This window comes from Martinezella sp. CNPSo 3795 (assembly GCF_057784475.1).
This window is the reverse complement of the sequence record NZ_JBXSOQ010000005.1, coordinates 1-22,491: the sequence shown is the minus strand read 5'-3', so window position 1 is coordinate 22,491 and position 22,491 is coordinate 1. Positions and strand designations below refer to the sequence as shown.

Genomic DNA, 22,491 nt, shown 5'->3' with positions numbered 1-22,491 from the left:
CTCACATATGGCCGCTGGTGCCGGCATCATCGCCGGGACGCTGCAGAAGACGGCCGTCTTCGTCCGACATTGGACTGATAGCGGCTATCTACGATGCCGAAGGTGGCGCGAGGCTGACTTGCGGTACTTGCTGCGCGTCAAACGATGATATCCGGCTGGAAAGCAGCATGTCGACACGCGCTGCGCGGATAGGCCTCCCTCGGGTTCAATGAAAGGTAGCGCAGGCGATGCCACGATACCTGACGGCCATATAACGGAAAGGATGATTCCATTAACTTTTATGGTCGGCATTAATCTTTTATTAACCCTATTCCTGTCAGTTGCAGCTAGCGCAACGGTTGGTTAACCTCCCCTAAGAGGCGGTTAACAAGCATGAGGCTGATTGCCGTTCCCGGCCGCAGACCGGAATGTCCCTTCCAAATTCAGCCATAAGGGGCACTTTTCGATGACCAGCATTCTCACCAACGACGCGGCGATGTCCGCCCTCCAGACCCTGCGCTCCATCAACACGAACCTGCAGGATACGCAGAGCCGCGTTTCCTCGGGCTACAAGGTAGCCAAGGCAGCCGACAATGCCGCCTATTGGTCGATCGCAACGACCATGCGGTCCGACAATAGCGCGCTTTCAGCCGTCTCGGACGCATTGGGCCTGGGCGCGGCAAAGGTCGACACTGCCTATACGGCGATGGACAACGCCATCACGGTCGTTCAGCAGATCAAGGACAAGCTCGTCGCGGCAACGGAAAACAGCGTGTCGAAGGCCGACGTCCAGGAAGAGGTCACGCAGCTGCAACAGCAGCTGGAGAGCATTGCGCAATCCGCATCCTTCTCCGGGCAGAACTGGATGTATGCGGTCAATGGCGCCTCGGCCTCCGTCGTCTCCTCCTTCGTGCGCAACAATGACGGTACGGTTTCCGTCAACAGCACCAGCTACGCCTTCGATACCAGCTCGCAGGGCAACGTCCTGTTCGGCGCGAACAGCAGCGGGACGATCGATACGAGCTCGGGCATCCTCGGCAGCAAGCAGACCATCAACGGCAACGACTATTCCGTCTTCAGCCTCGATATCACCAACATGACGAGCGGCGATATCGGTTTGGCGATGAACCTGGTGCAGGGCGCGCTCAACGCCATGAACAGCACGGCGTCGCAGCTCGGCTCTCTCTCGACCCGCATCGATCTGCAGACGAGCTTCGTCTCCACCCTGCGCGATACCATCGATTCCGGCGTCGGCAAGCTCGTCGACGCGGATATGGAAGAAGAATCGAGCAGGCTCTCGGCGCTGCAGACCCAGCAGCAGCTGGCCATCCAGTCGCTGCAGATTGCCAACACGAGCGCGCAGAATGTTCTTGCTCTCTTCAAGTGAGCCTTGACTGGAGCTTGCGTTGAAATGGCGCGGCGGCTTTTCCCTCTTGTCGCCGCGTATAAGCTTTTGTTAACGTTGCCGCTAATTGATTTGCAGTCTCTGCGCAGATCCGGCTCCGTTCTCCTTCCAAGCGATTGCCGGATCGCGCTTTAGCGACGGGCCGCGCTGGGATATCTCCCGCTGGTGGGCATGAGGCCAATCGTTGCTGCCGGATCGGTCCGGCTTGCCAGTCCCAATGGAACTACGGATTTTCAGATGAGCAATGTGACGACGAATCCCACCACGTCGGCGGCGCTGACAGTGTTGCGCGGTATCAACAAAGATCTCGATGTCGTGCAGCAGCAGGTCTCGTCCGGTTACCGCATCCAGACGGCGAGCGACGATCCCACCTATTGGTCTATGGCGACCACCATGCGCTCGGACCAGAGCAGCCTTTCCACGATTACGGACGCGCTGGGCCTCGGTGCGTCCAAAGTCGATACCGCATCCACCGCCATGGATACGGTCGTCAGCCTTCTGACCCAGATTCAGTCCAAGCTGGTCTCGGCAAAGGAACCAGGCACCGACAAGAACGCTATCAACTCCGACATCCAGCAGCTCAAGAACCAGCTGCAATCCGTCACCCAGTCGGCATCCTTTTCCGGCGAGAACTGGCTCTATAATACGGAGCAGCAACCCTCCACCCAGCAGTCGGTGATCAGCAACTTCACGCGTGGAACGGGCGGCCAGATCAGCTTCACGACGATCAGCTATAACAGTTCCCAGACCTTGATGGTCGATACTGTCAAACCCGAGCGGGGTTTGTTGACGAAGAATGTTGATGCAAGCACCTTCGATGCTTCGAGCAGCGGCAGCAGCACGCCTCGCAATTATTACCTCCTCTCCGCCACCGGCGGCACGACGCCGACGGGCGGAACCGAGATCGCCCTATCGAGCAGCACGACCGATGACGAACTGACCGATATGATCAATGTTACCAACTCGCTCCTGAAGTCGGCAACATCGGCGGATTCGACATTGGGCCTGATGAAGTCGAACATCGACGATCAGTCGGATTATATTTCCAAGCTCAGCGATGCCATCAAGAGCAGCGTCGGCGATCTCGTCGATACGAATATGGAAGAGGCCTCTGCGCGGCAGAGCGCCCTGCAGACGGCGCAGCAGATGGGTGTGCAGGCATTGTCGATCGCCAATAGCATGGCGAGCAAGGTGCTGATTATTCTCCAGTCGAAATGATTGCCGGGTGCCGCCGTCCGATCGGCAATACCGCATCGCATTCATCCTCGCACAAGTTTGGCTGCCTACGGTCCTTCGCAGTGGCTTGGCTGCACAATGTGCCGGTGACATTGGTCCCGGAAGGTGCTGCCTGAGGACGGAAACCGGAAGCGTGATGATCGACGTTTTGAGAATGGGAATGGATCGGCCGGCTGTCGGCATCGACTTGCAGCGTCTCTGCGGCGCGAATGGGGAGATGCGCGCGTGAGCTTGACACTGTCCCGATATCTCAAGGATTTCAGCGCCGAACAGGCCCCGCCGGCCCATGTCGAGGATATGGCGTTTGCGGAACCGGTCGAGTTTGCCGAAAGCCCGCTCGAGCCGCCCGTTGATGTCGAGGCCGAGCGCCGTGTCGCCTATGCGGAAGGGCATGAGGCGGCGACGCGGGAACTGACGCAAAGGCATCAGGCCGAGATCGATGCCATGGCCCAGTCGTTTCGCGCCGAAATGGATGCGCTGCGGATACGCTACGAAGAGCAGGCGGCGGACAAGATCGCTGCGGATATGACGCGCATCGCCACGATGCTCGGGCAGGCGATTAGCACCGAAGCCGCCGCCATTCTTGCGCCGATCATGACCGAGACGCTGACTGCCAAGGCCGTCGCCGATCTTGCCGAACTGGTCAGGGCCGCGATCCTCGACGGCAGCGCAGGGCCGATCTCTGTCAGCGGTCCGCGTCATCTTTTCGAGGTCCTTCACGATCATCTCGGCGATGACGGAGCGTTATTGCGCCATGTCGAGGCCGACGATGTGGATCTCACCGTTGCGATCGGCGAGAGCGTTCTCGTGACCCGTATGTCCGCCTGGGCCGCTAGCCTGAAAGAGATCCTGAAATGAGCGACGGCGATCAAAATCACGGCAAGCACGAGATCATCATCGTCAAGCGCCACGGCGGCGGTGATCACGAAGGCGGCCATGGCGGCGCGTGGAAAATCGCCTATGCCGACTTCATGACGGCCATGATGGCCTTCTTCCTGGTCATGTGGCTGGTGAACGCTGCCAATGAAGAGACGAAGGCCTCGGTCGCCTCCTATTTCAATCCCATCAAGCTTGCCGACGAGAAACCGACGGAAAAGGGCCTCAAGAAGCCCGTCGATCAGGCTCAGGGCGAAAAGAATCAGCAGAAGTCCGACAAGCCGCAGGAAAAGCCGAATGACGGCAAATCGGCTAAGACCGGCGAGGACCTGACCTCGACATCGGGCGACCAGACGAACTATTCCGAAGCGGATTTCTTCGAGAATCCCTATTCGGTCCTGGCCGAGATCGCACAGGAAGTCGGGCAGCAGGCCAATGTCAGCGCCAAGGGCGAGGGTGGCGCGGCTCAGTCGGGTCCAGCGACCGGTGCCGATGGCGGCCAGGCCTATCGCGATCCGTTCGATCCGGATTTCTGGACCAAGCAGGTGCAGGTTTCCAGCGCTTCGAAGAAGGCGAACGAGGAACAGTCCGCCAAGTCGGATCAATCGCCCAAGGGTGAGGTCATCGCTCTGTCGAGGGCGACAGCTGCGGATATGGGTCAGCCGGCCGATCAACCGCAAATGCCTGAACAACAGCCGACGGTGAGCGAGCAGCAAGCGGCCGGCAAGGCGCCGGAAAAGCCGACGCAGGCTCAGCAGGTTGCCAAGGCCACTATGCAGGGCGATGCATCCGCGCCCGAGGACAATGCCGCTTTGGCGGAGAACAAGGATGTTCAGCCGACAAAAGCGCAGCAGCAGGAGGCCAAGGATCTGCAGCAGACCATCCAAGCCGAGATCAAGGGTGTTGCCGGTCAGCTGGCCGAAGGGTTGCAGGTCAGCGCCGCGGAAGGCGGCGTGCTCGTAACGATCTCCGATCAGACAAACGATCCGATGTTCAATATCGGTTCGGCAGTTCCCCGGCGCGAGATGGTGCTGGCGATGGAAAAGATCGGAAAGATCCTCTCGGAACACAAGGGATCGATCTTGATCCGCGGCCATACCGACGGACGCCCCTATATGGTCGGCGGTCGCAATGACAACTGGCGCCTGTCGCTCGATCGTGCCCAGAGCGCCTATTACATGCTGACGAGCGGCGGGCTGGACGAGAAGCGGATCGTTCAAGTGTCCGGTTTTGCGGACAGGCGTCTGAAACTGCCCAACGATCCCTTTAACGATGCCAACCGCCGTATCGAGATCCTGATCGCTAACCCCTCGAACCAGGCAGCGACGGATCCCGCGGCTTCGGGAACGCAGGCTCCCGCGAAGCCCGCTTCGGGCAAGAGCAAGTCGAGCCAAGGCAAGCAGGGATAGTCCATGGCGCGCAAACAGCATCGTCATCACCTTGCGCTCACGCTTACCCTCGGCATGTTGATGCCGGGGGCTGCAAGCGCTGAGGGGCAGGACAACCTGCCGCTCTACAAGATGCTGCGCTCGCTCGAATTCGTCCAGGATTCCGTTGTTGCCGGCGATAGTTCCGCCGGAGAGATGCAGCGCTTTCTGCTCGCCACCATAGACGAGCGCTTGCGCAATGCGGACAAATCCGTATTCGAGGACAACCGTAACGTCGACGCGGCACTGATCTACGCCATGAGCGGCGGCAATCCCGAAACGCTCGAATATCTGATGTCGCGTGACGTCAATGGCAATTTCGACAATCGCGTTGCGGATGTTCTGCGGAAATACCTGAACGGCAAGGGTCTGCTGGTCGTCAACACGCTTGTCGATATTTCCAAGGAATATCGCGACAAGCCGATCGGCCCCTACCTCTCGTTGGTTGCCGGCAACGTCATGTCGGGCAAGAACGCCAAGGCCGCCTTGCCGCTTTACGACTGGGCGCGGCTGATGGCGCCCGGCACGATCGTCGAGGAATCGGCGCTACGCCGCTCGCTGGCTCTCTGCGCCGATGCGGGCATGGTGCCGCAAGGGCTTGATTATGCGCAGCGTTATACGCGGCGCTTCCTGCATTCGCCCTACGCCAGCCAGTTTGCGGATCTTTTTGTGCAGCTGGTGGTGGATCACGATTCCGATGTCAAGCAACAGGACATCATCGACATCCTGTCCTTCATGGACCCGCCGAGACAGCGGGAGATCTATCTGCGCATGGCACGCCGTGCCGCGATCGCCGGAAAGGCCGATCTTGCCGCGCTCGCAGCCAACCGTGCCCAGGCGATCTCCAATGACGGCGGCGATGCCTTTGGCGCGCTGGCGAACTTCTATGGCGGCGTGGCGGGCATATCCACGCCCGAATGGAAGTCGGCGATCAACGATGTGAACCAGATGCCGGCGGGCGAACTGAATGCGCGCGACCGGGCTCTGCGCGACGCCGCAAAGGCTGTGGCGGCAGAGATACTGCGCACGCCCGACGCTGCAAGCCTCGGGCAAGGCAATGTTCCTAACCTGCCCAACCAACAGAAGACTGAACACGATGCTGCTGTGACGAATCAATCGGGAGGCCAATCTCCCGGCACGGCGGGTGTTGAGCAGGGAGCCCCGCCAAACGCGGCTCCCGCCCCGAAAGGAGGGCGGCAGGAGGCCGACTCTTCGTTCAACGCATTCGTCACGACGAGCCGCTCGAAGCTGGATGCCATCGACGGCCTGTTGAAGCAGGAAAGTCATTGATATGAACGACATCGGTGTGTCTGGCGCCTCATCGGGGGCGGATATTCTTGCTGTTGCCAAAGGCACTCGCTCGACAAAGCAGGATGACGGCAAGGGTTTTATCGATGCTCTGACCAGTTCGCTCGGCAATGGACGCAAATCTGCCGGTTCGAATACCGGAACCGATGTGGCGACGGACGCGAACACGATAACTGGTGACAATGCGGATGACGACACTGGCGCGGTGAAGACGGCAGCGAGCAATCTCGCCGCGATAACCCTTACCGTCGATGACAGCGCCAATGCCGGAGTTGGAATGATCGATACTTCCGGAGCCAATCTCGCCAATCCCGCCGGCCTTGCCAAGGGCACGAAAGCTTCGCAGCCCGCCGGTGTCGCCTCGCTCTCGAAATCGCTGATCGAGTTGCAGAAGGCAGCCTCCGCGGCTGCCGAAGGCGAGGCTGCCCCTATCGATGGCGATCAGCCGGCCGCAGCCGCCGATCCCACCACGCCGACGATTGACGCCGGCAAGGTGCAGGTGCCTCCGACGGCGCTCGATCAGCTGGCCGAGATCGCGCAGCAACTGGCCGATGTCGCGACGACTGACGGTCAGACGGCGCCGATCAAGGGCGACGGTAAGATGCCCGCGGTGAAGGATGGAAAGGATGTCCAGTCCACGGATGACGGTAAGCCTGCATCGACGCAAGGCAGCCAGCCGGCCAATACGATTTCCGATGCATTGTCGCTGCTGAACGTTGCGCAGCCCATCGCGGTGACGCAGGTTAGCACGACCCAGGCCAGCACAACCCAGGTCAGCACGACGCTGGCGGGCAAGACAACAGACGATGCCAAGGTCCAGACATTGCCATCAGGCAAAGCTGCCCTCGCGGATGATGCCTCGGACACGGCCTTGACGCTGCCAGACGACGGCAAGGGAGCGGATGTTGCGCAAACATTCCGCCTGACGCGGGCGGATGGCCGTGGCAGCGCGCTCGACCTGTCGATCAGCAAGAGCGGCGATGACGTTGCCGATTTCAAAGTCGGTGCTGCTACAGGCGGCGATGCGGTGGCGGTCACCGTGCTGGATTCGCGCCGCTATCTCGGGCTTGCCGCCAATTCCAACTCGGCACTCGTTGCTGGAACCCTGGCGGGCGACCACGAATGGTCGGCGGCGATGCAGCCAGGCTCGGCGCTCTCCAACGCCGCGAACCTGACCAGCACCGGCAAGGTCGTCAATACGCTGAAGATCCAGCTGCGCCCCGACAATCTCGGCGACGTGACGGCAACCATGCGGCTCTCCGGAGACCAGCTGAGCGTCGATCTGAAGGTTCAGACGAGCGAAGCCTACAGGCAGCTTCACGCCGATCAAAGCCGCATGGTCGATGCATTGCGCGCACAAGGCTATCAGGTCGACAATATCACCGTCTCCATGGCGTCCAATGCCGACCAGCAGTCGGATAGCGGGCGCAATTCCGGATCGAACCAGCCACAGCAGCAGTCCCTTTTGAACCAGGGACAGGGGGGCGACGCACGCCCCAGAGGCCAGAACTATTCAGGGCAGCAGGCAAATGGAAACGATGGCAATCGCAGTTCGGGTGAGCGCGGTGTTGAGGACGGCGCTGCTGGTGGCGTGCAGCGTTCTCGCTCTGGGGCGGTTTACCTCTGAGGCGCATGCCTCGGGCTATCCGGCACCGCCTGACAATGGTGCAGCCGGTCTTTGCGAACGCGAAATCCAGTCTGCCGCCGCGAAATACGGAATACCGGAAGGGATTCTTTATTCAGTGGGTCTGACGGAAACGGGTCGCAAAGGATCGCTCTATCCCTACGCTCTCAATGTTGAGGGGCGGCCGATCTTTCCGCCATCGGAGGACGCCGCCCTGCAGATATTCGCCGCCGCACGGCAGAACGGGGCAAAGCTTATCGATGTCGGCTGCATGCAGATCAATCAGTATTTCCATGGCGAAAACTTTACATCCGTCAACGCCATGTTCGACCCGCGTAGCAATGTCGAGTATGCCGCAAAGTTTCTCCGCAATCTGCATGACAGGCATGAGACCTGGACGATGGCGGTAGCCAGATACCATGCCGGCCCGAACAATGATCCAGCCCAGAAGGTCTATGTCTGCCGCGTGATCGCCAATCTGGTCGCCACAGGCTACGGAAAATGGACGCCCAATGCGGCGACGTTCTGCCGGGAATAAGCAATTACAGGTTGCATATGCTCTCCGGTTAGCCGGTGCTAACCCAATCGAAGCGGTTGACTGCCGTCGATTTGCCTAAAATGCGCATGTTAATAATACGTCCGCCAACAACTTTTTTATCGGTGTAAAATGCCGACCACCTACTATATCTAGTGCAAATCGCCCCTACAAAGTTAATCAATTATTAATTTCTGCCACTCATTTCCGACAGTTGTTCGTGATTCGCCCGATTCGTACCCATAGATCATCGAAACACCACACTGATTCGGAGGCGGACGAATGATCGTAGTGGTTGATGAGCGAGAGCTCGTTAAGGACGGATATACATCACTGTTTGGACGCGAGGGCATCCCTTCGACGGGATTTGATCCGCGTGAATTCGGCGAATGGGTGACGACGGCAGCAGAGGGCGATATTGCTGCGGTGGAAGCCTTTCTGATCGGACAGGGTCAGCAGGTGCATGAGCTTCCAAGGGCGATTCGCGACCGGACGGCAGCACCTGTTATCGCGGTGAGCGACCAGCCCTCGCTGGAAGCCACGCTTGCACTTTTCGATTGTGGCGTCGACGATGTCGTGCGCAAGCCGGTGCATCCTCGCGAAATTCTTGCCAGGGCCGCGGCGATCCGCCGCCGCTTGAAGGCGATCAGCAACTATACCGATATTGGCCCCATTCGCGTCTTCGCAGATGGCCGCGATCCGGAAATCAACGGTTCCGTATTCGCCTTGCCGCGCCGCGAGCGCCGCATCCTCGAATATTTGATCGCCAATCGCGGTCGCCGTGTGACGAAGACCCAGATCTTCAACGCCATCTACGGCATCTTCGACGAGGAAGTCGAAGAGAACGTCGTCGAAAGCCATATTTCGAAGCTGCGCAAGAAGCTGCGCAAGAAGCTCGGCTTCGACCCCGTCGATTCGAAGCGCTTCCTCGGCTACTGCATCGACTGGAGCTGATTCTCGGGTCGCACATCCCCGTACTAAACTCATGAACAGGCCCGAGAATCAGCTGATTCTCGGGCCTGTTCCTTTTCGGTTGCTTGATCGGCATAGCGCCGGAAGGTACGTTGTTCCTTACCATTTCGGTGCACAGCAGTCCGTAGCATGATCGCCCGATGGCGCTGTTGACGAAGCTTTTCGCGATGATCGGTTTTTCGTCCTCTCAGACAGCTTCACGCAAGGCCCGCCACCTACTCTCAGTCGTATGAAGGATAACGAGGATTCCAGATGAGGAATTTCGGCAGCATGAAGACTGCACTTGCGGAAGCGGATGCGCAGGCGCTTCGCCTCGGCGCCGCTTTTTGCGGCTGTGTCGGTGTGACGCCGGTTCGCCGTGCTATCTCTGCAGGCGACGGTGCTCTCGTCTTGCGCCATGTTTGCGGGAGGGGGGCGCCGGTTCGTTCCGGTGATCGTCCATCTGCCAATGACAATCTGGTCTATTTCGCCGGCCTTGCTCTGACAGGCTATTCCGACACTTCCTGCGCGCCTTCGGCCAATCTGCCGCGCTAAAACGAATAGGGTATCGAGTCAGTCATGTCGCTCACAACAGCTCTCAATAACGCGCAGGCAATATTCAACAATACCGGCACGCAGAGCAGCGTCGTATCGAACAATATCGCCAATGCCAACAACACGAATTATTCGCGTCGTCAGGCAGTGGTGACGACCAATATGGCTGGCGCTCAGGTGGTGCAGATTGCCCGCAGCAGCGAACCGGCATTACAGAAGGCCTATCTCAGCTCGGCCTCGTCGGATTCGGCACAGCAGCTGCTGCTGAATGCATACAGCAACCTTCAGTCGGCCACGCTTGGCGGCAACGATAACGAGATCGCGCCGTCGACTTATCTGTCGGCATTTCAGGATGCGATGCAGAACTATGCGGGATCGCCATCCAACGCGACGGCGGCGCAATCTGCGATCAATGCGGCCCAGAGCCTGGCGACATCGCTCAACAATGCCACGGCGGCAGTGCAGAGCGCCCGTACCGACGCCGACAAGCAGATCAGCTCCGACGTCGATACGCTGAACAGCCTGCTGCAGCAGTTCCAGACCGCCAACGACGCGGTGAAATCGGCAACGACCACGGCTGGCCCGACATCGAGCGCCCTTGCCGACGCGATGGACCAGCGCGATTCGATCCTGAACCAGATTTCGAAGATCGTCGGCGTGACAACCGTGACGCGCGGCAACAACGACATGGCGCTTTACACCACGAGCGGAACGACCCTGTTCGAGACCATTCCGCGCTCGGTGACGTTCCAGCCGACGAGTACCTACACGGCAGACACGGCAGGCAACAGCGTTTACATCGATGGCGTTGCGCTGACTCCAGGCCAGGGCGCGAATACGACGGCACAAGGCACGCTTCAGGCGGCACTTCAGATTCGCGATGATGTTGCGCCGACCTATCAGAAGCAGCTTGATGAAATGGCTCGAGGGCTGGTTACGGTCTTTGCGGAAACGAACAGCGATTCTTCAAAACCGACTCTGCCTGGCCTGTTTACCTGGAGCGGCGGCACCGTTCCGGCCAGCGGTACGGCAGTCACGGGCTTGGCGGGCTCGATAACCGTTAATTCGAAATTAATCACGTCTCAAGGTGGTGACCCGACGTTGCTACGTGATGGTGGTATTAATAACGATAGTACTACTGGTGAAACCGGTTATACCAAGAATACAAGCGGCGACAGTGGATATTCCACCCAGCTTGATGGATTTATCACTGCCATGAATACGAAGATGGCGTTCGATCCTGCCGCTGGCTCCGACACCAATGCCACGCTCATGGATTATTCGGCGAGCTCCATCGGTTGGCTCGAGGGCCAGCGCAGCACGGCAACGACGGCGGGGGAAAATACCTCTGCTGCTCTCTCGCGCTCCTCGAGCGCCTATTCGAATGCGACGGGCGTCAATCTCGATGAAGAACTGACGCTGATGATGGATATCGAACAGTCCTACAAGGCTGGAACGAAGATATTGAACGCAGTCAATGAAATGCTTCAATCTGTACTGGATATTGCGAGCTAAGCCATGAAACTTTCTTTCATTTCGAGCACGGCCATTCAGAACGCCATGCGTCAGACGATTCGTCAGGCGCAGAATGAGATGACGAGTGCATCGACCGAGGCGACCACGGGCGTCTATGCCGACATCGGCGTGGCGCTTGGCAGCAGCACGTCGCTCAATGTGAATCTGACGCGGGAAGTGTCGCGCATCGATTCCATTCTCAGCAGCAATTCCATTGCGAACCAGCGTATGACGACGTCGCAAACCGCCTTGACCGGCATGGGCACGCAGGCACAGAACCTGATGGACCAGCTTGTGGCGCTGAGCGGCAACACCGATGGCAGCAGCGTCGCCCTGGCGCAGCAGACGGCGAGCTCGACGCTGTCGAGCGTCATTGCATCGGCCAATACGATGGTGAATGGCGAGTATCTCTTTGCCGGAACCAATACCGACGTCCAGCCGATGACGGATAATTCCTCGGCAACGAACGCGGATATTCAGGCGCAGCTTGCGACTTACATGGCAAATCAGTCACCGCCGGTAACTGCAGATACCATATCAGCCGACCAGATAACGGATTTCATCACCAATACTGTCGCGCCGATGTTCACATCAGACAGCAGCTGGTCGAGCTGGTCGAGTGCGTCCGATCAGAATATGACGAGCCGCATCAATAATTCGGAAGTCATCGAAACTTCGACGAACTCGAATTCGTCTGGCATGCGGTATCTGGCACTCGCGACCAGCGTGACCAATGCGCTGATGGGTACGCCGCCGGGCCTCAATCAAAGTGCGGTGAATGCCGTCACACAGCAGGCCATCAGCTATACACGCCAGTCGATCGACGGGTTGAACAGCCAGGCAAGTCAGCTCGGTCTCTCGCAGTCGCGACTGTCGGACGCGAATACGACGCTGAATGCCCAGAAGACTATTCTCAACACCAGTATAGGCGACTTGACCGGAGTCGATCCTTATGAGGCATCGACCAAGGTCAACAGTCTCGAGACCCAGCTCGAAACGGCTTATACGATTGTTTCCAAGATCCAGCAGTTAAGCCTTGTAAATTACCTTTGATGATCAAAGGGAAGTAATGACCAGGAAGGATGCATGAATGTATCAGTTCTCATATGCGGAAGTCATGCAGGATGCAGTGGCCGACGCCAAGGAACGAGAACGACAAGTTCTGGACCGGTCGATAGCTCTTCTCTCTGCGGCCCGTGATGCGGGGAAATACGGCCGTGAAGCGATCGAGGCTCTCTTCTATACGCGACGCCTATGGGTAAGCTTTGTCGAGGACCTCAAAAGCCCGGAGAACCAGCTCAATGTCGAGCTGCGCGCCAATCTGATTTCGATCGCCATCTGGATATTGAAGGAATGCGAACGGATCAGGCGGCGCCAGTCGGAAAACTATCAAGGCATCATCGATGTCACCACCATCATCAGGGATGGACTTAAATGAAAAGTACGCTTCGCATATCGCTTAAAGCCGGGGAAAAGATCTTTATCAACGGGGCCGTCCTGCGCGTCGATCGCAAGGTTGCTCTGGAATTCCTGAATGATGTGACATTCCTGCTCGAGAACCACGTGCTCCAGCCGGAGGACGCAACGACGCCCTTGCGTCAGCTCTATTTCATCGCGCAGATGATTCTCATCAATCCGGAAGGCAAGGAACAGTCGACGGCGATGTTCCGCAAGTCGATCGTCATGCTGCTGTCGTGCTTCCACAATGAGGAAGTGCTGGCAGAGCTGAAGCGCATCGACGGCCTCGTTGCCACCGGCCGCGCCTTCGATGCGCTGAAGGCGATCCGCGGTCTCTACCCGGTCGAAGACAATATTCTGAACAATCAGGAAATGCCGGCGGCGACGATCGAGCACATCCGTCGGGAGATTGCTCCATGGCAACGGTAGACGCCGTCAACAGCAGCACAAGCAGCAGCTCCTCGAAGACTGCTGCTGCCGCATCGGCGAGCGCCAACCTGAATTATAACGACTTCCTGCAGCTTCTCATCGCGCAGATGCAGAACCAGGATCCGACCGACCCGATGGACGCCAGCCAGCAGATTTCTCAGCTGGCGAGCTTCTCTCAGGTCGAACAACAGATCCAGACGAACTCGCATCTGGAAACGGTGTTGCAGAACCAATGGATCTCGCAGGCGTCGGACTATATCGGCAAGCAGATCATGAGCGCCGATGGTAAGACGACGGGCACGATCAAGGAAGTGACCGTCTACACGGACGGCATCATCGCCCAGACCGATGCCGGCGACAAGATCCTGATCCAGGCCGGCGTTACGATCGCTCCGGCAGGCACGACCATTGATCCGCCGGCCACGTCGAGCGATAGTAGCACCAGCAGCGATTCGTCGAGCACGGATTCGACCAGCAGCTCATGAGGAGCCGCTGAACCGGGAGTGGACATGCCATGAATGAAGCCGATGCCTTGGATATTTTCCAGGCTGCGATCTGGACGGTACTTGTGGCTTCCGGTCCGGCTGTCGTCGCCGCCATGGTCGTCGGTCTGGTGATCGCCCTGATCCAGGCGCTGACCCAGGTGCAGGAAGCGACCTTGACGTTCGTGCCGAAGATCGTCGCCGTCATGGTCACGATCGGCATCTCGGCACCGTTCGTCGGCGCGCAGATTTCGATCTTCACCAATCTCGTCTTCTCCCGCATCCAATCGGGTTTCTAAGATAAGTCTGAAGGCCATTTCGGCCTCCGGATCGCGCGCATCAATGGCAACGGCCATGCTCGCGCAAGCTTCGACCTTTAGAGGTCGGTTCCCATAGGGCAGACGGCTCAGCCGTTTGCCACCTCTCATGAAGAGACGGAACCGGTCGATGGCACAACCACCCGCAATAGCACTTCCCAAAGCCAATCCCAGCATACGCGATATCGGGTTTGCCCTCGGTATCATGGTCATCCTGTGCGTGCTGTTCCTGCCGATCCCGCCGTTTCTGATCGACCTTGGACTGGCTTTCTCGATCGCGTTCTCCGTGCTGATCCTCATGGTGGCGCTCTGGATCAAGAAGCCGCTGGAATTCTCGTCTTTCCCGACGATCCTGCTGATCGCGACGATGACGCGTCTGGCGCTGAACATCGCCACGACCCGCGTCATCCTTTCGCATGGTTATGAAGGGCACGATGCCGCCGGCGGCGTCATCGCCGGCTTTTCCAGCCTGGTCATGTCCGGCGATTTCGTCATCGGTCTGATCGTCTTCCTGATCCTCATCACCATCAACTTCATCGTCATCACCAAGGGTGCGACGCGTATCGCCGAAGTGGGCGCCCGCTTCACTCTCGATGCCATCCCCGGCAAGCAGATGGCGATCGACGCCGATCTTTCCGCCGGCCTCATCGACGAGAAGGAAGCGCAGCGCCGCCGCCGCGAACTGGAAGAGGAAAGCTCCTTCTTCGGCGCGATGGACGGTGCCTCCAAGTTCGTACGCGGTGACGCGGTTGCCGGCCTTCTGATTACCTGCATCAACGTCTTTGGCGGCATCATTATCGGCTATTTCCGTCATGGCATGCCGATCGGCCAGGCTGCCGACGTTTTCGTGAAGCTCTCCGTCGGCGACGGTCTGGTTTCGCAGATGCCGGCGCTCATCGTCTCTCTCGCTGCCGGCCTTCTCGTTTCGCGCGGTGGCACGGCCGGCTCTACCGACCAGGCCGTCGTCAATCAGCTGAGCGGCTATCCGCGCGCGCTCGCCGTCTCGGCGGTTCTCATGGGCATCCTGGCCATCATGCCTGGCATGCCCTTCCTTCCCTTCGTTTTCCTTGGCGGCCTGATGGCTGCCGGCGCCTGGTTCATTCCGCGCCAGATCGAAGCCGAGAACAAGCTTCGCCGCGATGCTGAAGAGCAGAAGGTGATGCAGACGAAGGAAATGGAAAAGGATTCGGTCAAGTCGGTTCTGAAGACTGCCGAAATCGAACTGGCGCTCGGCAAGATCGTCTCCACCCGCCTGCTCGGCGCTCACCAGGAGCTCGCCTTCCGCGTCGGCAAGATGCGTAAGAAGTTCGCGACGCAATACGGCTTCGTCGTGCCGGAGATCAAGGTGATCGACGACATGGCGATTGCCGACAAGTCGTATCAGATTCGCATCCACGGCACGACGATCGCCTCCAACATGCTGCGCGTCGGCGAAGTGCTTGTCGTCACCGGTTCCGGCCGCAAGCCCACCGTTCCGGGCGACGAGATTCGCGAACCCGCTTTCGGCATGCCCGCCGTCTCCGTTCTCGAAGCCTTTACCGAGGATCTGAAGCGCGAGGGTTTCCAGCCGATCGACAACGTCTCCGTCGTGCTCACCCATATGAGCGAAGTCATCCGCAACAACCTGCCGGCATTGCTGTCCTACAAGGACGTCAAGATCCTGATCGAACGTCTCGATCCGGAATACAAGAAGCTCGCCGACGAAATCTGCTCGTCGCACATGTCCTATTCCGGCCTGCAGGCCGTGCTGAAGCTGTTGCTTGCCGAACGCGTCTCGATCCGCAACCTGCACCTCATTCTCGAAGCGGTCGCCGAACTCGCGCCGCATGTGCGCAAGACCGAGCAGATCGTCGAGCACGTGCGCGTACGCATGGCGCAGCAACTCTGCGGCGATCTGGCCGATAACGGCGTGCTGCGCGTCCTCAGACTCGGCAGCAAATGGGATCTGATTTTCCACCAGGCGCTGAAGCGCGACCAGAAGGGCGAAATCGTCGAATTCGACATCGACCCGCGCAGCCTGGAAGAGTTCAGCGAGCAGGCCGGAAAAGTTATCCGTGAATACATGGACCGGGGCATGCCCTTCGTTCTTGTCACGTCGCCGGAAACGCGCTCCTATGTACGCATGATCATCGAACGCCTGTTCGCGACGCTTCCGGTTCTGTCGCATGTGGAATTGGCCAAGGGGATCGAGATCAAGATTCTAGGTTCGATTTCATGATTTCAGACCCGCAGGGGACCATTCTGGCGCTGTTCGTCGCCTTCTGCCGCATCGGCGGCTGCATGATGGTCCTCCCGGGATTTTCCTCCGGTCGCGTTCCCCCGCAGATCAGGCTGCTTCTTTCCGCAGCACTGACGATGGCGATCCTGCCGTTGCTCTGGAACACGATCTATCCGCAGGTGTCGAAGGGCGATGCGAACTATATCGGCCTCATCTTTACCGAAACCGTCATCGGATTGATGTATGGGATGATGGCCAGGATCTATACGCTGGGCCTGCAATTCACCGGCACGGTCATATCGATGATGATCGGATTCAACGCGCCCGGCGGCGCCGACATCATCGAGGAATCGAACGAAACATCGCTCACCAGCCTCGTCAGCTTTTGCGGGCTGATGATTCTCTTCATTATGGATTTTCACCATTATGTTTTGCAGGCGCTGGTCGATTCCTATTCGGTCATCCCCTTCGGTGGCCACATTGAGCCGCGCGCCGCGCTGATCTCGATTACGGATACGCTGGAGACGACCTTCTTCATCATGCTGCGGCTGGCAAGCCCCTTCGTGCTCTACGGCCTGATGTTCCAGATTTCGATCGGCTTCATCAACAAGCTGGCACCGCAGATACCGATCTATTTCATTTCCACGCCGTATCTGCTGATGGGAGGGCTGTTCATGCTCTATCTCAGCATCGCGGCCCTGGTCAGTCAGTTTTCCAGTGCGTTCCTCACCGTCTTTAACGGGCATTAGCCCGTAGGCGGACAGATGAAGAAGCCCGATTCGGGCAGGGCCGGCAAAAGCAGCCGGCGGGTAGGTAGACGATGGCGGAGAAAAACCGCTCCGAAAAACTGAAGCGCCTGGTCGCAGTGCAGCGCCATCTGGAGCGGATGGCGGAAAACGAGCTTGCCGATACGACCCGGCAGCGCGCCGAAGTGACGGAAGCGATGGAGCGGGTCATGGTTGCCATCGGTTCGGTCGATCCGGTGCACATGGCGTTCTCGATCCATTACGCCGAGCGTTACGGCCGCCTGATGATCCGGGATCAGCAGCTGGAAAGCATCCAGACGCTCATTCAGATGAAGGTCCAGCAGGAGCGCACCAAGGCCGACAGGCTGGAAGAGCACATGAAGGATGCGCGCGAGCTCGAATTGCGAGCATCGGACGACAATGCCGTCTACGATATCATCGATCAGCGTTTCGCCGGCGCAACGCCAGCCTCCAGCAAGGTTCAAAAATAATAATCGTCGCGATCATGGAGCAGGATTCGCAGCGTTGGGTTGCCGACTTGCTCTGACAGTTTGATTCGACATGTCCTGAGATAGGCGCTGAGCTGCGCATTTTCCGGATATACGAGAGCAGAAGGAGACGTGACGTGGCTATTTCGCCTCCGAGTGATTTGGTCCTCGATGTCGTCAAGGCGGCAAATCCCGCCGATGTCGAGGCCGCGCAGGCCAAGCTTGCTGCCAATCGGGCCGCTTTCGCCGCCACCAGCCTGGCCGAAAACGGCAATGGCTTCGGCGCGACGGTGGATGCGATGAACAGCGCAGCCACCCAGGCGGGCCTCGCCAACGCCAGTACGCATGTGGCTGGGACCAAGGTCCCGCAGGCCTATCGCAAGTTCGAGTCCATGGTGCTGCAGAACTTCGTGAAGAACATGCTGCCGAGCAGCGAGACGCTCTACGGCAAGGGTTCCGCCGGTGAAATCTGGAAGGGCATGATGGCCGAGCAGTTGGGCGACACGATCTCCAAGAATGGCGGCGTGGGCATCGCTGAGAAAATGTACAAGGAGCAGGTCGACAAGATGCGCAATACCGGCGCCATCCACTCCGCGACCGATGAGAATGACAAGAAGATGGCGCTTAGTGCGATTACCGATTTTCAGCGCAAGACGCTGGCCGCCGCCGATGCCGATAATGACGGCAACAACAGCATCACCAACCAGAATTCGTTGACGTCCCAGAAAGCATGAGCGAGGTAACAAACATGGAAATGATGTCGCAGGACTATCGGATCAAGTCTGTCCTTGGCCGCCTGGAGATGATCATCGACAATGAGAACAACCGGATCGGCACAGACCCGGAATTCGATCTCAAGGTATCGAACGCTCACAAGAGCCGCTGCCTTTACGAATTGTCGATGCTGTTTCGCGATACCGATCCGGCCGATCTTGCCGCCGCCCATATCGAGCAGCTGCATGATCTGAAGAAGAAGCTGGTTCTGAACGCCCGCCGCGTCGAGGCTCATCTCGAGGCCGTGCGCGCCGTCGCCGAGATTTTGAAGAATGCCGTGCAGAATGCCGATGCGGACGGCACCTATTCGCAGGAGCAATTCCGCGTCCGTGAGGCCGGATGATCAAGCTCGTTATCACCGGCCTGTGGGTCTGCGTCGTAACATTGGCCTCGGTCTATTTTTCGGTGCAGGTGGCGACGGCGCCCGCGATCAGTCCTGATGACGCCAAGAAGGCGCAGCAGGAGCTCGTCAAGGGCGAGTCGATCAACGTCCCCGTTATCTCCAACGGCCAGGTGACCGGCTATTTCCTGACGCGTATTTCCTTCATGATGGAAAAGGGCAAGGCGAATGCGTTTCAGATACCTCTGCCGGAGCTGACGACTGATGAGCTCTTTTCGCTGCTGATCGGCAACAAGACGATCGATATTTCGCATGCACAGAATTTCGACGTTGCCGCCTTCCGCGCCGATTTGAAGAAGCGGATGAACGAGCGGCTCGGCGGTGATTACGTCGCCGACGTGCTGATCGAACAGCTTGACTATCTCTCCAAGGAAGAAACCCACGGTGGGGAAAGCGTGGGCAAGAGAACGGTCAAGCCTGTCAAGATCGTGCAGGATGCGGCCAAGGACAAGGTGCCGGTCGAGTGATATTTCCCGGTCGGGAGATGCCGATTCACGTAAGAATGTAAGCTATATCTTACATTCTGCAGATATGCTTAACAGATCCCTGCTGATATCCGGCAAATCCAACCTTCCTTCCTAACGGAAAGTTGGATTTGTCTTGCTATAAACTCCTCCAAGCCATGCCTCCCAGTCGCCGCACCGATGAACGGTGAGGGGCATGGGCTTTATGCGTACCGGCATCATGCGCATTAACGATGCCGGGCAGGAGGGTGTTGGATTGAACCAGGTAGCCGATTTTGCCGTCGTCGCGTCGCGCCGCATGATCTTCGATCTGCCGGTATGCGATCTGGGCTGGGATGACGCGCTGACGTTCGTCAACGAGCTTGCATCCCTGCCGGTCGGGCAGACCTCGATCTCCTTCGTCAATGCTCATAACATGCTGGTCATGCTGCGCGATGACAGCTACCGCAATGTCCTTGAGCATAATCTGGTTCTTCCCGATGGCGTTGGCCTCGACATCGCATCGCGCGTCGCTCATGGCGAACCTTTCCCGGCCAATCTGAACGGCACGGATTTCGTGCCCGCGCTGCTGACATTCATGGAGCGGCCGAGGCGGATCGGCCTCTTGGGCGGCAAGCGCTCCGTCGTCGAGAAGGCAGCGGAGAAATTTCGCCAGCACGCCCCGTGGCACCAGTTCATCGTCGTATCGGACGGTTTCTTCGATCCGGCGCGGAGCAATGCAGTGACCGCGGAAATCAGCCGCCAGAAGATCGACGTGCTGATCGTCGGAATGGGCACGCCGCTGCAGGAAAAATGGGTTGCCGAACATGTCGGGCCGCAGCATGCACGCCTCGTCCTGACCGTCGGCGCTTTGTTCGATTTCATTTCCGAGACGGTGCCGCGGGCGCCAAGGCTCGTGCGTGCGATGCGCAGCGAGTGGCTGTTTCGTCTGGTGTTGGAGCCGAATAGGCTCTGGCGGCGTTACATGCTGGGCATACCGCTATTCTTCTATCAGGTTGTCAGGCATCAGTTCGGTCGCAAGGAGCGCGTCCTTCGCGCAGAGCCGCATCCTTTGCCGCAGCGGCGTATTGCCCCGGCGAATAAATTAGCAAGCTAGTATTTGCGGGCTTGGCGTTAACTCTTTTTTTGGCATGAAATTTTAGAGTGGGTTAACCATTTGCATTGGTCTCGGACCATGTGCGCGAGATAACCCGCCATGTTTGAAAGCAAAGCCAGGACCGGATTCCACCCCGACGATGCGGAAACCCAAAAGGTTTCGCGGCGGTCCGTCCGGCATATCTCCCCTTACGATGAAGATGATGGCTTGGGTAGCGCGGTGAACTTACGCGCTGCCAACTCCGACGACCCGCGCGATGCGGAACTGCGCGCCATCCTGCGCAGACGGTTGAATGGCGATCCCTATCCGGTGTCCGGTCGAGGACGATCGCCGGAGATCGGAACGGCGGCTGAGCAGACGGAAGATGTCTCGCACGCCTACCGCCCGGAACGCCGCGAAATATCCGAGCAGGCATCGGAGCCTACGCCCGATTTGCTGGAATTCGTGCCCGATCTGCTTGAAGGCATAGGGGAGCTTCCGCGGCAGGTCGCCCCCGCTCCGGTTGTCGTTGAACAAGTATCTCGTGCCGGACGCTGGTCCCTCGGCTTTGGCGCTCTCTGTTTCATTGCCGCGGCCGCGCTGATGGGAGCGGCTATTCCCACCCTGCTTGCCCCGCCGCCGCTCTATGTGTCGCAGGCTGTTCTGCATGCGGAGGGCGAAGGTCGCGGGCGTCAGGCCCTGCTGGATGTCGCGGCGACGCGTCTCGTCGCTCCATCCGTATTGTCCGACATTGTCGCCAGGATGAAGCTTGACCGCGATCCGGAATTTACCGGCAGTCGCGTAGGCGCTCTCGGGGTTGCCGTCGAGCTGCTTTCCGGCAGCGGCAACGCGTCCGACGCGCCGTCACGCGCGCAGGCAACGCTGCGCAAAGACATTGCCGTCGATATCGATAATCAGACCGGTCTGCTGCGCCTGAGCGTTACGTCGGGCGATCCCGCCAGATCGGCCGATATTGCCAACCGGCTTGTTATCGCTTCCCTTTATGATCCCGCCGTTGCAAAGGCGGCCGGTACGTCACTTGGGGCCGAAACGGCGGCTGATCGCAGCCGAAAGGAGCTCGATCGCGCCTCCGCCGCCCTTGCCGAATTCAAGGCGCGCTATGGCGAAGACAGGATTGCTGCGGCGGAAGCGCTCCGGCAGCAGCGTCAGCAGCTGGATGTGCAGATAAAGGCAGCCGATCTGGCGGTACGCACCGCCAAGGCCCGTCTCGCGGCCGTCAAATCGGCCACGCTGGCATCGGTGCTGACCGGTGCATTGTCAGGCGATCTTTCGGCGCCGGGACTTGATGATCTGCGCAGCCGCTACAACGCCGCCAAATCACAGCTGACCCAGCTCTCGGTGCAGCTCGGCCCGCGCCATCCTCGCCTGCTTGCACAGCAGGCCACCGTCGATGATCTTGCCGCCAATATGCGCAGCCAGCTGCAGCGTCTGGCCGTCAGCAGTGACGCGGACGTGAAAGCGGCCCTTGAGAAACAGGCCTCTCTCTCTTCGCAAATGACTGCCGCCAGCCAGGCGGGGAGTGATGTCGATCTCGGCCGTCTCGCACAGCTCCAGGATGCCGTCGCGATGGCGCAGAGCCGCTATGAGGCGGACCAGCAGAATGCCGCCATGACGGTGTCGGAAGCCAAGCCACCGCTGACGGTATTGTCCCAGGCGGTCGCTTCCGCCGCGCCGCTGGATGATCATCTTGCGAGCAATCAGGCTGCTGGCTTCCTCGCAGGGCTTGGCCTGGCACTTTGCGCCATATTCCTGCGCAAGTGGCTGGCCGGCGCGGAGCTGGCAGAAGAACAAGCGGACGATGAGAGCATCATGCCGATGGCTCAAGCTTTGCATCATGACGATGATATGGAGCTCCCATCATTGCCGGCGATCACGCCGGAACCATCGGCTGCTCTTGTTTCCGATGGTGCAGATCAGCTCGATATGGCGGACGAGTGGGTCCGCATCCAGCAGGAGCTTGCATCCCTGCGTGCCAAAGTCGAAACCTACGCGGTGCGCCGGCATCAGGATCGCGGCTGAACGCCCCATCGTTTTCCCTTGCAATTACCGCTTTCAGACACCATAGGGCGTTGGCAGGCAACTCCCTCGGGCGGATGGCCTGTAGATTGCCAGCGAATTCATGATCGGGAGACGAGCGTGACGACAGTGATCGACGGGAAACAAGCCGCGGCTTCGGTGATCGAGGCCGTGAAGGCTGCGGCGGCGGAA

The 22,491-nt window shown here is 59.1% G+C and carries 23 protein-coding genes; all 23 read left to right on the top strand.

Annotation, left to right across the window (positions count from 1 at the left end; translation table 11 throughout):
- Positions 1-445: 445 nt before the first annotated feature.
- The 23 genes from AC13QY_RS15730 to AC13QY_RS15620 all read left to right on the top strand — a co-directional run bounded on the left by AC13QY_RS15730 (position 446) and on the right by AC13QY_RS15620 (position 22,302).
- On the top strand, positions 446-1,366 hold the full coding sequence (locus tag AC13QY_RS15730; RefSeq protein ID WP_113330056.1) for a flagellin N-terminal helical domain-containing protein: 921 nt from the start codon (positions 446-448) through the stop codon (positions 1,364-1,366).
- A 255-nt stretch (positions 1,367-1,621) separates the two neighbouring features.
- On the top strand, positions 1,622-2,602 hold the full coding sequence (locus AC13QY_RS15725) for a flagellin N-terminal helical domain-containing protein (protein WP_113355689.1): 981 nt from the start codon (positions 1,622-1,624) through the stop codon (positions 2,600-2,602).
- A gap of 243 nt (positions 2,603-2,845) precedes the next feature.
- Positions 2,846-3,478 (top strand): hypothetical protein, encoded by a 633-nt coding sequence (locus tag AC13QY_RS15720; protein WP_113355688.1) that lies wholly within the window; start codon positions 2,846-2,848, stop codon positions 3,476-3,478.
- Positions 3,475-4,905 carry a MotB family protein gene (locus AC13QY_RS15715; protein ID WP_113355687.1) on the top strand — a complete coding sequence of 477 codons (1,431 nt, stop codon included), beginning with the start codon at positions 3,475-3,477 and terminating at the stop codon, positions 4,903-4,905. Before AC13QY_RS15720 ends, AC13QY_RS15715 begins: the two co-directional genes overlap by 4 nt.
- A 3-nt stretch (positions 4,906-4,908) precedes the next feature.
- Positions 4,909-6,213 carry a chemotaxis protein MotC gene (gene motC / locus AC13QY_RS15710; RefSeq protein WP_113355686.1) on the top strand — a complete coding sequence of 435 codons (1,305 nt, stop codon included), beginning with the start codon at positions 4,909-4,911 and terminating at the stop codon, positions 6,211-6,213.
- Between the two features lies 1 nt (position 6,214).
- Positions 6,215-7,858, top strand: coding sequence for a flagellar hook-length control protein FliK (gene fliK, locus AC13QY_RS15705; RefSeq protein ID WP_113355685.1), 1,644 nt, complete (start codon positions 6,215-6,217; stop codon positions 7,856-7,858).
- Complete coding sequence (locus tag AC13QY_RS15700) at positions 7,770-8,393, top strand: lytic transglycosylase domain-containing protein (RefSeq protein WP_488487199.1); 624 nt, start codon at positions 7,770-7,772, stop codon at positions 8,391-8,393. The genes fliK and AC13QY_RS15700 overlap by 89 nt, the downstream gene beginning before the upstream one ends.
- A gap of 279 nt (positions 8,394-8,672) precedes the next feature.
- Complete coding sequence (gene rem, locus AC13QY_RS15695; RefSeq protein ID WP_069611329.1) at positions 8,673-9,344, top strand: transcriptional activator Rem; 672 nt, start codon at positions 8,673-8,675, stop codon at positions 9,342-9,344.
- A 288-nt stretch (positions 9,345-9,632) separates the two neighbouring features.
- Complete coding sequence (locus AC13QY_RS15690; RefSeq protein ID WP_162748896.1) at positions 9,633-9,896, top strand: hypothetical protein; 264 nt, start codon at positions 9,633-9,635, stop codon at positions 9,894-9,896.
- Positions 9,897-9,920: 24 nt separating this feature from the next.
- The gene (gene flgK / locus AC13QY_RS15685; protein WP_113355682.1) at positions 9,921-11,411 is read left to right on the top strand and encodes a flagellar hook-associated protein FlgK; all 1,491 of its coding nucleotides are present in this window, start codon (positions 9,921-9,923) and stop codon (positions 11,409-11,411) included.
- Between the two features lie 3 nt (positions 11,412-11,414).
- Complete coding sequence (locus AC13QY_RS15680; protein WP_095433963.1) at positions 11,415-12,464, top strand: flagellar hook-associated family protein; 1,050 nt, start codon at positions 11,415-11,417, stop codon at positions 12,462-12,464.
- 37 nt (positions 12,465-12,501) lie between these two features.
- Positions 12,502-12,849 carry a flagellar biosynthesis regulator FlaF gene (gene flaF / locus AC13QY_RS15675; protein ID WP_113330066.1) on the top strand — a complete coding sequence of 116 codons (348 nt, stop codon included), beginning with the start codon at positions 12,502-12,504 and terminating at the stop codon, positions 12,847-12,849.
- Positions 12,846-13,298, top strand: a complete 453-nt coding sequence (gene flbT / locus AC13QY_RS15670) for a flagellar biosynthesis repressor FlbT (RefSeq protein ID WP_095433964.1) — start codon at positions 12,846-12,848, stop codon at positions 13,296-13,298. Before flaF ends, flbT begins: the two co-directional genes overlap by 4 nt.
- Entirely contained in the window at positions 13,286-13,783 is a 498-nt protein-coding gene (gene flgD, locus AC13QY_RS15665) for a flagellar hook assembly protein FlgD (RefSeq protein ID WP_113355681.1), read from the top strand. The genes flbT and flgD overlap by 13 nt, the downstream gene beginning before the upstream one ends.
- A 29-nt stretch (positions 13,784-13,812) precedes the next feature.
- A complete protein-coding gene (fliQ, locus tag AC13QY_RS15660) occupies positions 13,813-14,079 on the top strand; it encodes a flagellar biosynthesis protein FliQ (protein WP_075855152.1) in 267 nt (88 codons plus the stop codon).
- 148 nt (positions 14,080-14,227) lie between these two features.
- The gene (gene flhA / locus AC13QY_RS15655; protein WP_113355679.1) at positions 14,228-16,315 is read left to right on the top strand and encodes a flagellar biosynthesis protein FlhA; all 2,088 of its coding nucleotides are present in this window, start codon (positions 14,228-14,230) and stop codon (positions 16,313-16,315) included.
- Positions 16,312-17,064 carry a flagellar biosynthetic protein FliR gene (gene fliR, locus AC13QY_RS15650; RefSeq protein ID WP_069611338.1) on the top strand — a complete coding sequence of 251 codons (753 nt, stop codon included), beginning with the start codon at positions 16,312-16,314 and terminating at the stop codon, positions 17,062-17,064. The genes flhA and fliR overlap by 4 nt, the downstream gene beginning before the upstream one ends.
- Before the next feature lie 71 nt (positions 17,065-17,135).
- Positions 17,136-17,552 carry a hypothetical protein gene (locus AC13QY_RS15645; RefSeq protein ID WP_113355677.1) on the top strand — a complete coding sequence of 139 codons (417 nt, stop codon included), beginning with the start codon at positions 17,136-17,138 and terminating at the stop codon, positions 17,550-17,552.
- Positions 17,553-17,686: 134 nt separating this feature from the next.
- Positions 17,687-18,283 carry a rod-binding protein gene (locus AC13QY_RS15640; RefSeq protein ID WP_113355675.1) on the top strand — a complete coding sequence of 199 codons (597 nt, stop codon included), beginning with the start codon at positions 17,687-17,689 and terminating at the stop codon, positions 18,281-18,283.
- A gap of 14 nt (positions 18,284-18,297) precedes the next feature.
- Positions 18,298-18,666, top strand: a complete 369-nt coding sequence (locus AC13QY_RS15635) for a hypothetical protein (protein WP_095433968.1) — start codon at positions 18,298-18,300, stop codon at positions 18,664-18,666.
- On the top strand, positions 18,663-19,190 hold the full coding sequence (locus tag AC13QY_RS15630) for a hypothetical protein (RefSeq protein WP_113355672.1): 528 nt from the start codon (positions 18,663-18,665) through the stop codon (positions 19,188-19,190). The genes AC13QY_RS15635 and AC13QY_RS15630 overlap by 4 nt, the downstream gene beginning before the upstream one ends.
- Positions 19,191-19,443: 253 nt before the next feature.
- Positions 19,444-20,283 carry a WecB/TagA/CpsF family glycosyltransferase gene (locus AC13QY_RS15625; RefSeq protein ID WP_488493761.1) on the top strand — a complete coding sequence of 280 codons (840 nt, stop codon included), beginning with the start codon at positions 19,444-19,446 and terminating at the stop codon, positions 20,281-20,283.
- A gap of 219 nt (positions 20,284-20,502) precedes the next feature.
- Positions 20,503-22,302 (top strand): GumC domain-containing protein, encoded by a 1,800-nt coding sequence (locus AC13QY_RS15620; RefSeq protein WP_488487198.1) that lies wholly within the window; start codon positions 20,503-20,505, stop codon positions 22,300-22,302.
- Positions 22,303-22,491 lie beyond the last annotated feature (189 nt).

Bases quoted from the DNA above. Each gene is read 5' to 3' on its own strand.
- AC13QY_RS15635 (WP_095433968.1), top strand. From the start codon at position 18,298: ATGGAAATGATGTCGCAGGACTATCGGATCAAGTCTGTCCTTGGCCGC.
- motC (WP_113355686.1), top strand. From the start codon at position 4,909: ATGGCGCGCAAACAGCATCGTCATCACCTTGCGCTCACGCTTACCCTC.
- fliR (WP_069611338.1), top strand. From the start codon at position 16,312: ATGATTTCAGACCCGCAGGGGACCATTCTGGCGCTGTTCGTCGCCTTC.
- AC13QY_RS15700 (WP_488487199.1), top strand. From the start codon at position 7,770: ATGGCAATCGCAGTTCGGGTGAGCGCGGTGTTGAGGACGGCGCTGCTG.
- flhA (WP_113355679.1), top strand. From the start codon at position 14,228: ATGGCACAACCACCCGCAATAGCACTTCCCAAAGCCAATCCCAGCATA.
- AC13QY_RS15715 (WP_113355687.1), top strand. From the start codon at position 3,475: ATGAGCGACGGCGATCAAAATCACGGCAAGCACGAGATCATCATCGTC.
- flbT (WP_095433964.1), top strand. From the start codon at position 12,846: ATGAAAAGTACGCTTCGCATATCGCTTAAAGCCGGGGAAAAGATCTTT.
- AC13QY_RS15680 (WP_095433963.1), top strand. From the start codon at position 11,415: ATGAAACTTTCTTTCATTTCGAGCACGGCCATTCAGAACGCCATGCGT.
- AC13QY_RS15730 (WP_113330056.1), top strand. From the start codon at position 446: ATGACCAGCATTCTCACCAACGACGCGGCGATGTCCGCCCTCCAGACC.
- flgK (WP_113355682.1), top strand. From the start codon at position 9,921: ATGTCGCTCACAACAGCTCTCAATAACGCGCAGGCAATATTCAACAAT.
- AC13QY_RS15725 (WP_113355689.1), top strand. From the start codon at position 1,622: ATGAGCAATGTGACGACGAATCCCACCACGTCGGCGGCGCTGACAGTG.
- AC13QY_RS15645 (WP_113355677.1), top strand. From the start codon at position 17,136: ATGGCGGAGAAAAACCGCTCCGAAAAACTGAAGCGCCTGGTCGCAGTG.
- flaF (WP_113330066.1), top strand. From the start codon at position 12,502: ATGTATCAGTTCTCATATGCGGAAGTCATGCAGGATGCAGTGGCCGAC.
- rem (WP_069611329.1), top strand. From the start codon at position 8,673: ATGATCGTAGTGGTTGATGAGCGAGAGCTCGTTAAGGACGGATATACA.
- fliQ (WP_075855152.1), top strand. From the start codon at position 13,813: ATGAATGAAGCCGATGCCTTGGATATTTTCCAGGCTGCGATCTGGACG.
- AC13QY_RS15630 (WP_113355672.1), top strand. From the start codon at position 18,663: ATGATCAAGCTCGTTATCACCGGCCTGTGGGTCTGCGTCGTAACATTG.
- flgD (WP_113355681.1), top strand. From the start codon at position 13,286: ATGGCAACGGTAGACGCCGTCAACAGCAGCACAAGCAGCAGCTCCTCG.
- fliK (WP_113355685.1), top strand. From the start codon at position 6,215: ATGAACGACATCGGTGTGTCTGGCGCCTCATCGGGGGCGGATATTCTT.
- AC13QY_RS15690 (WP_162748896.1), top strand. From the start codon at position 9,633: ATGAAGACTGCACTTGCGGAAGCGGATGCGCAGGCGCTTCGCCTCGGC.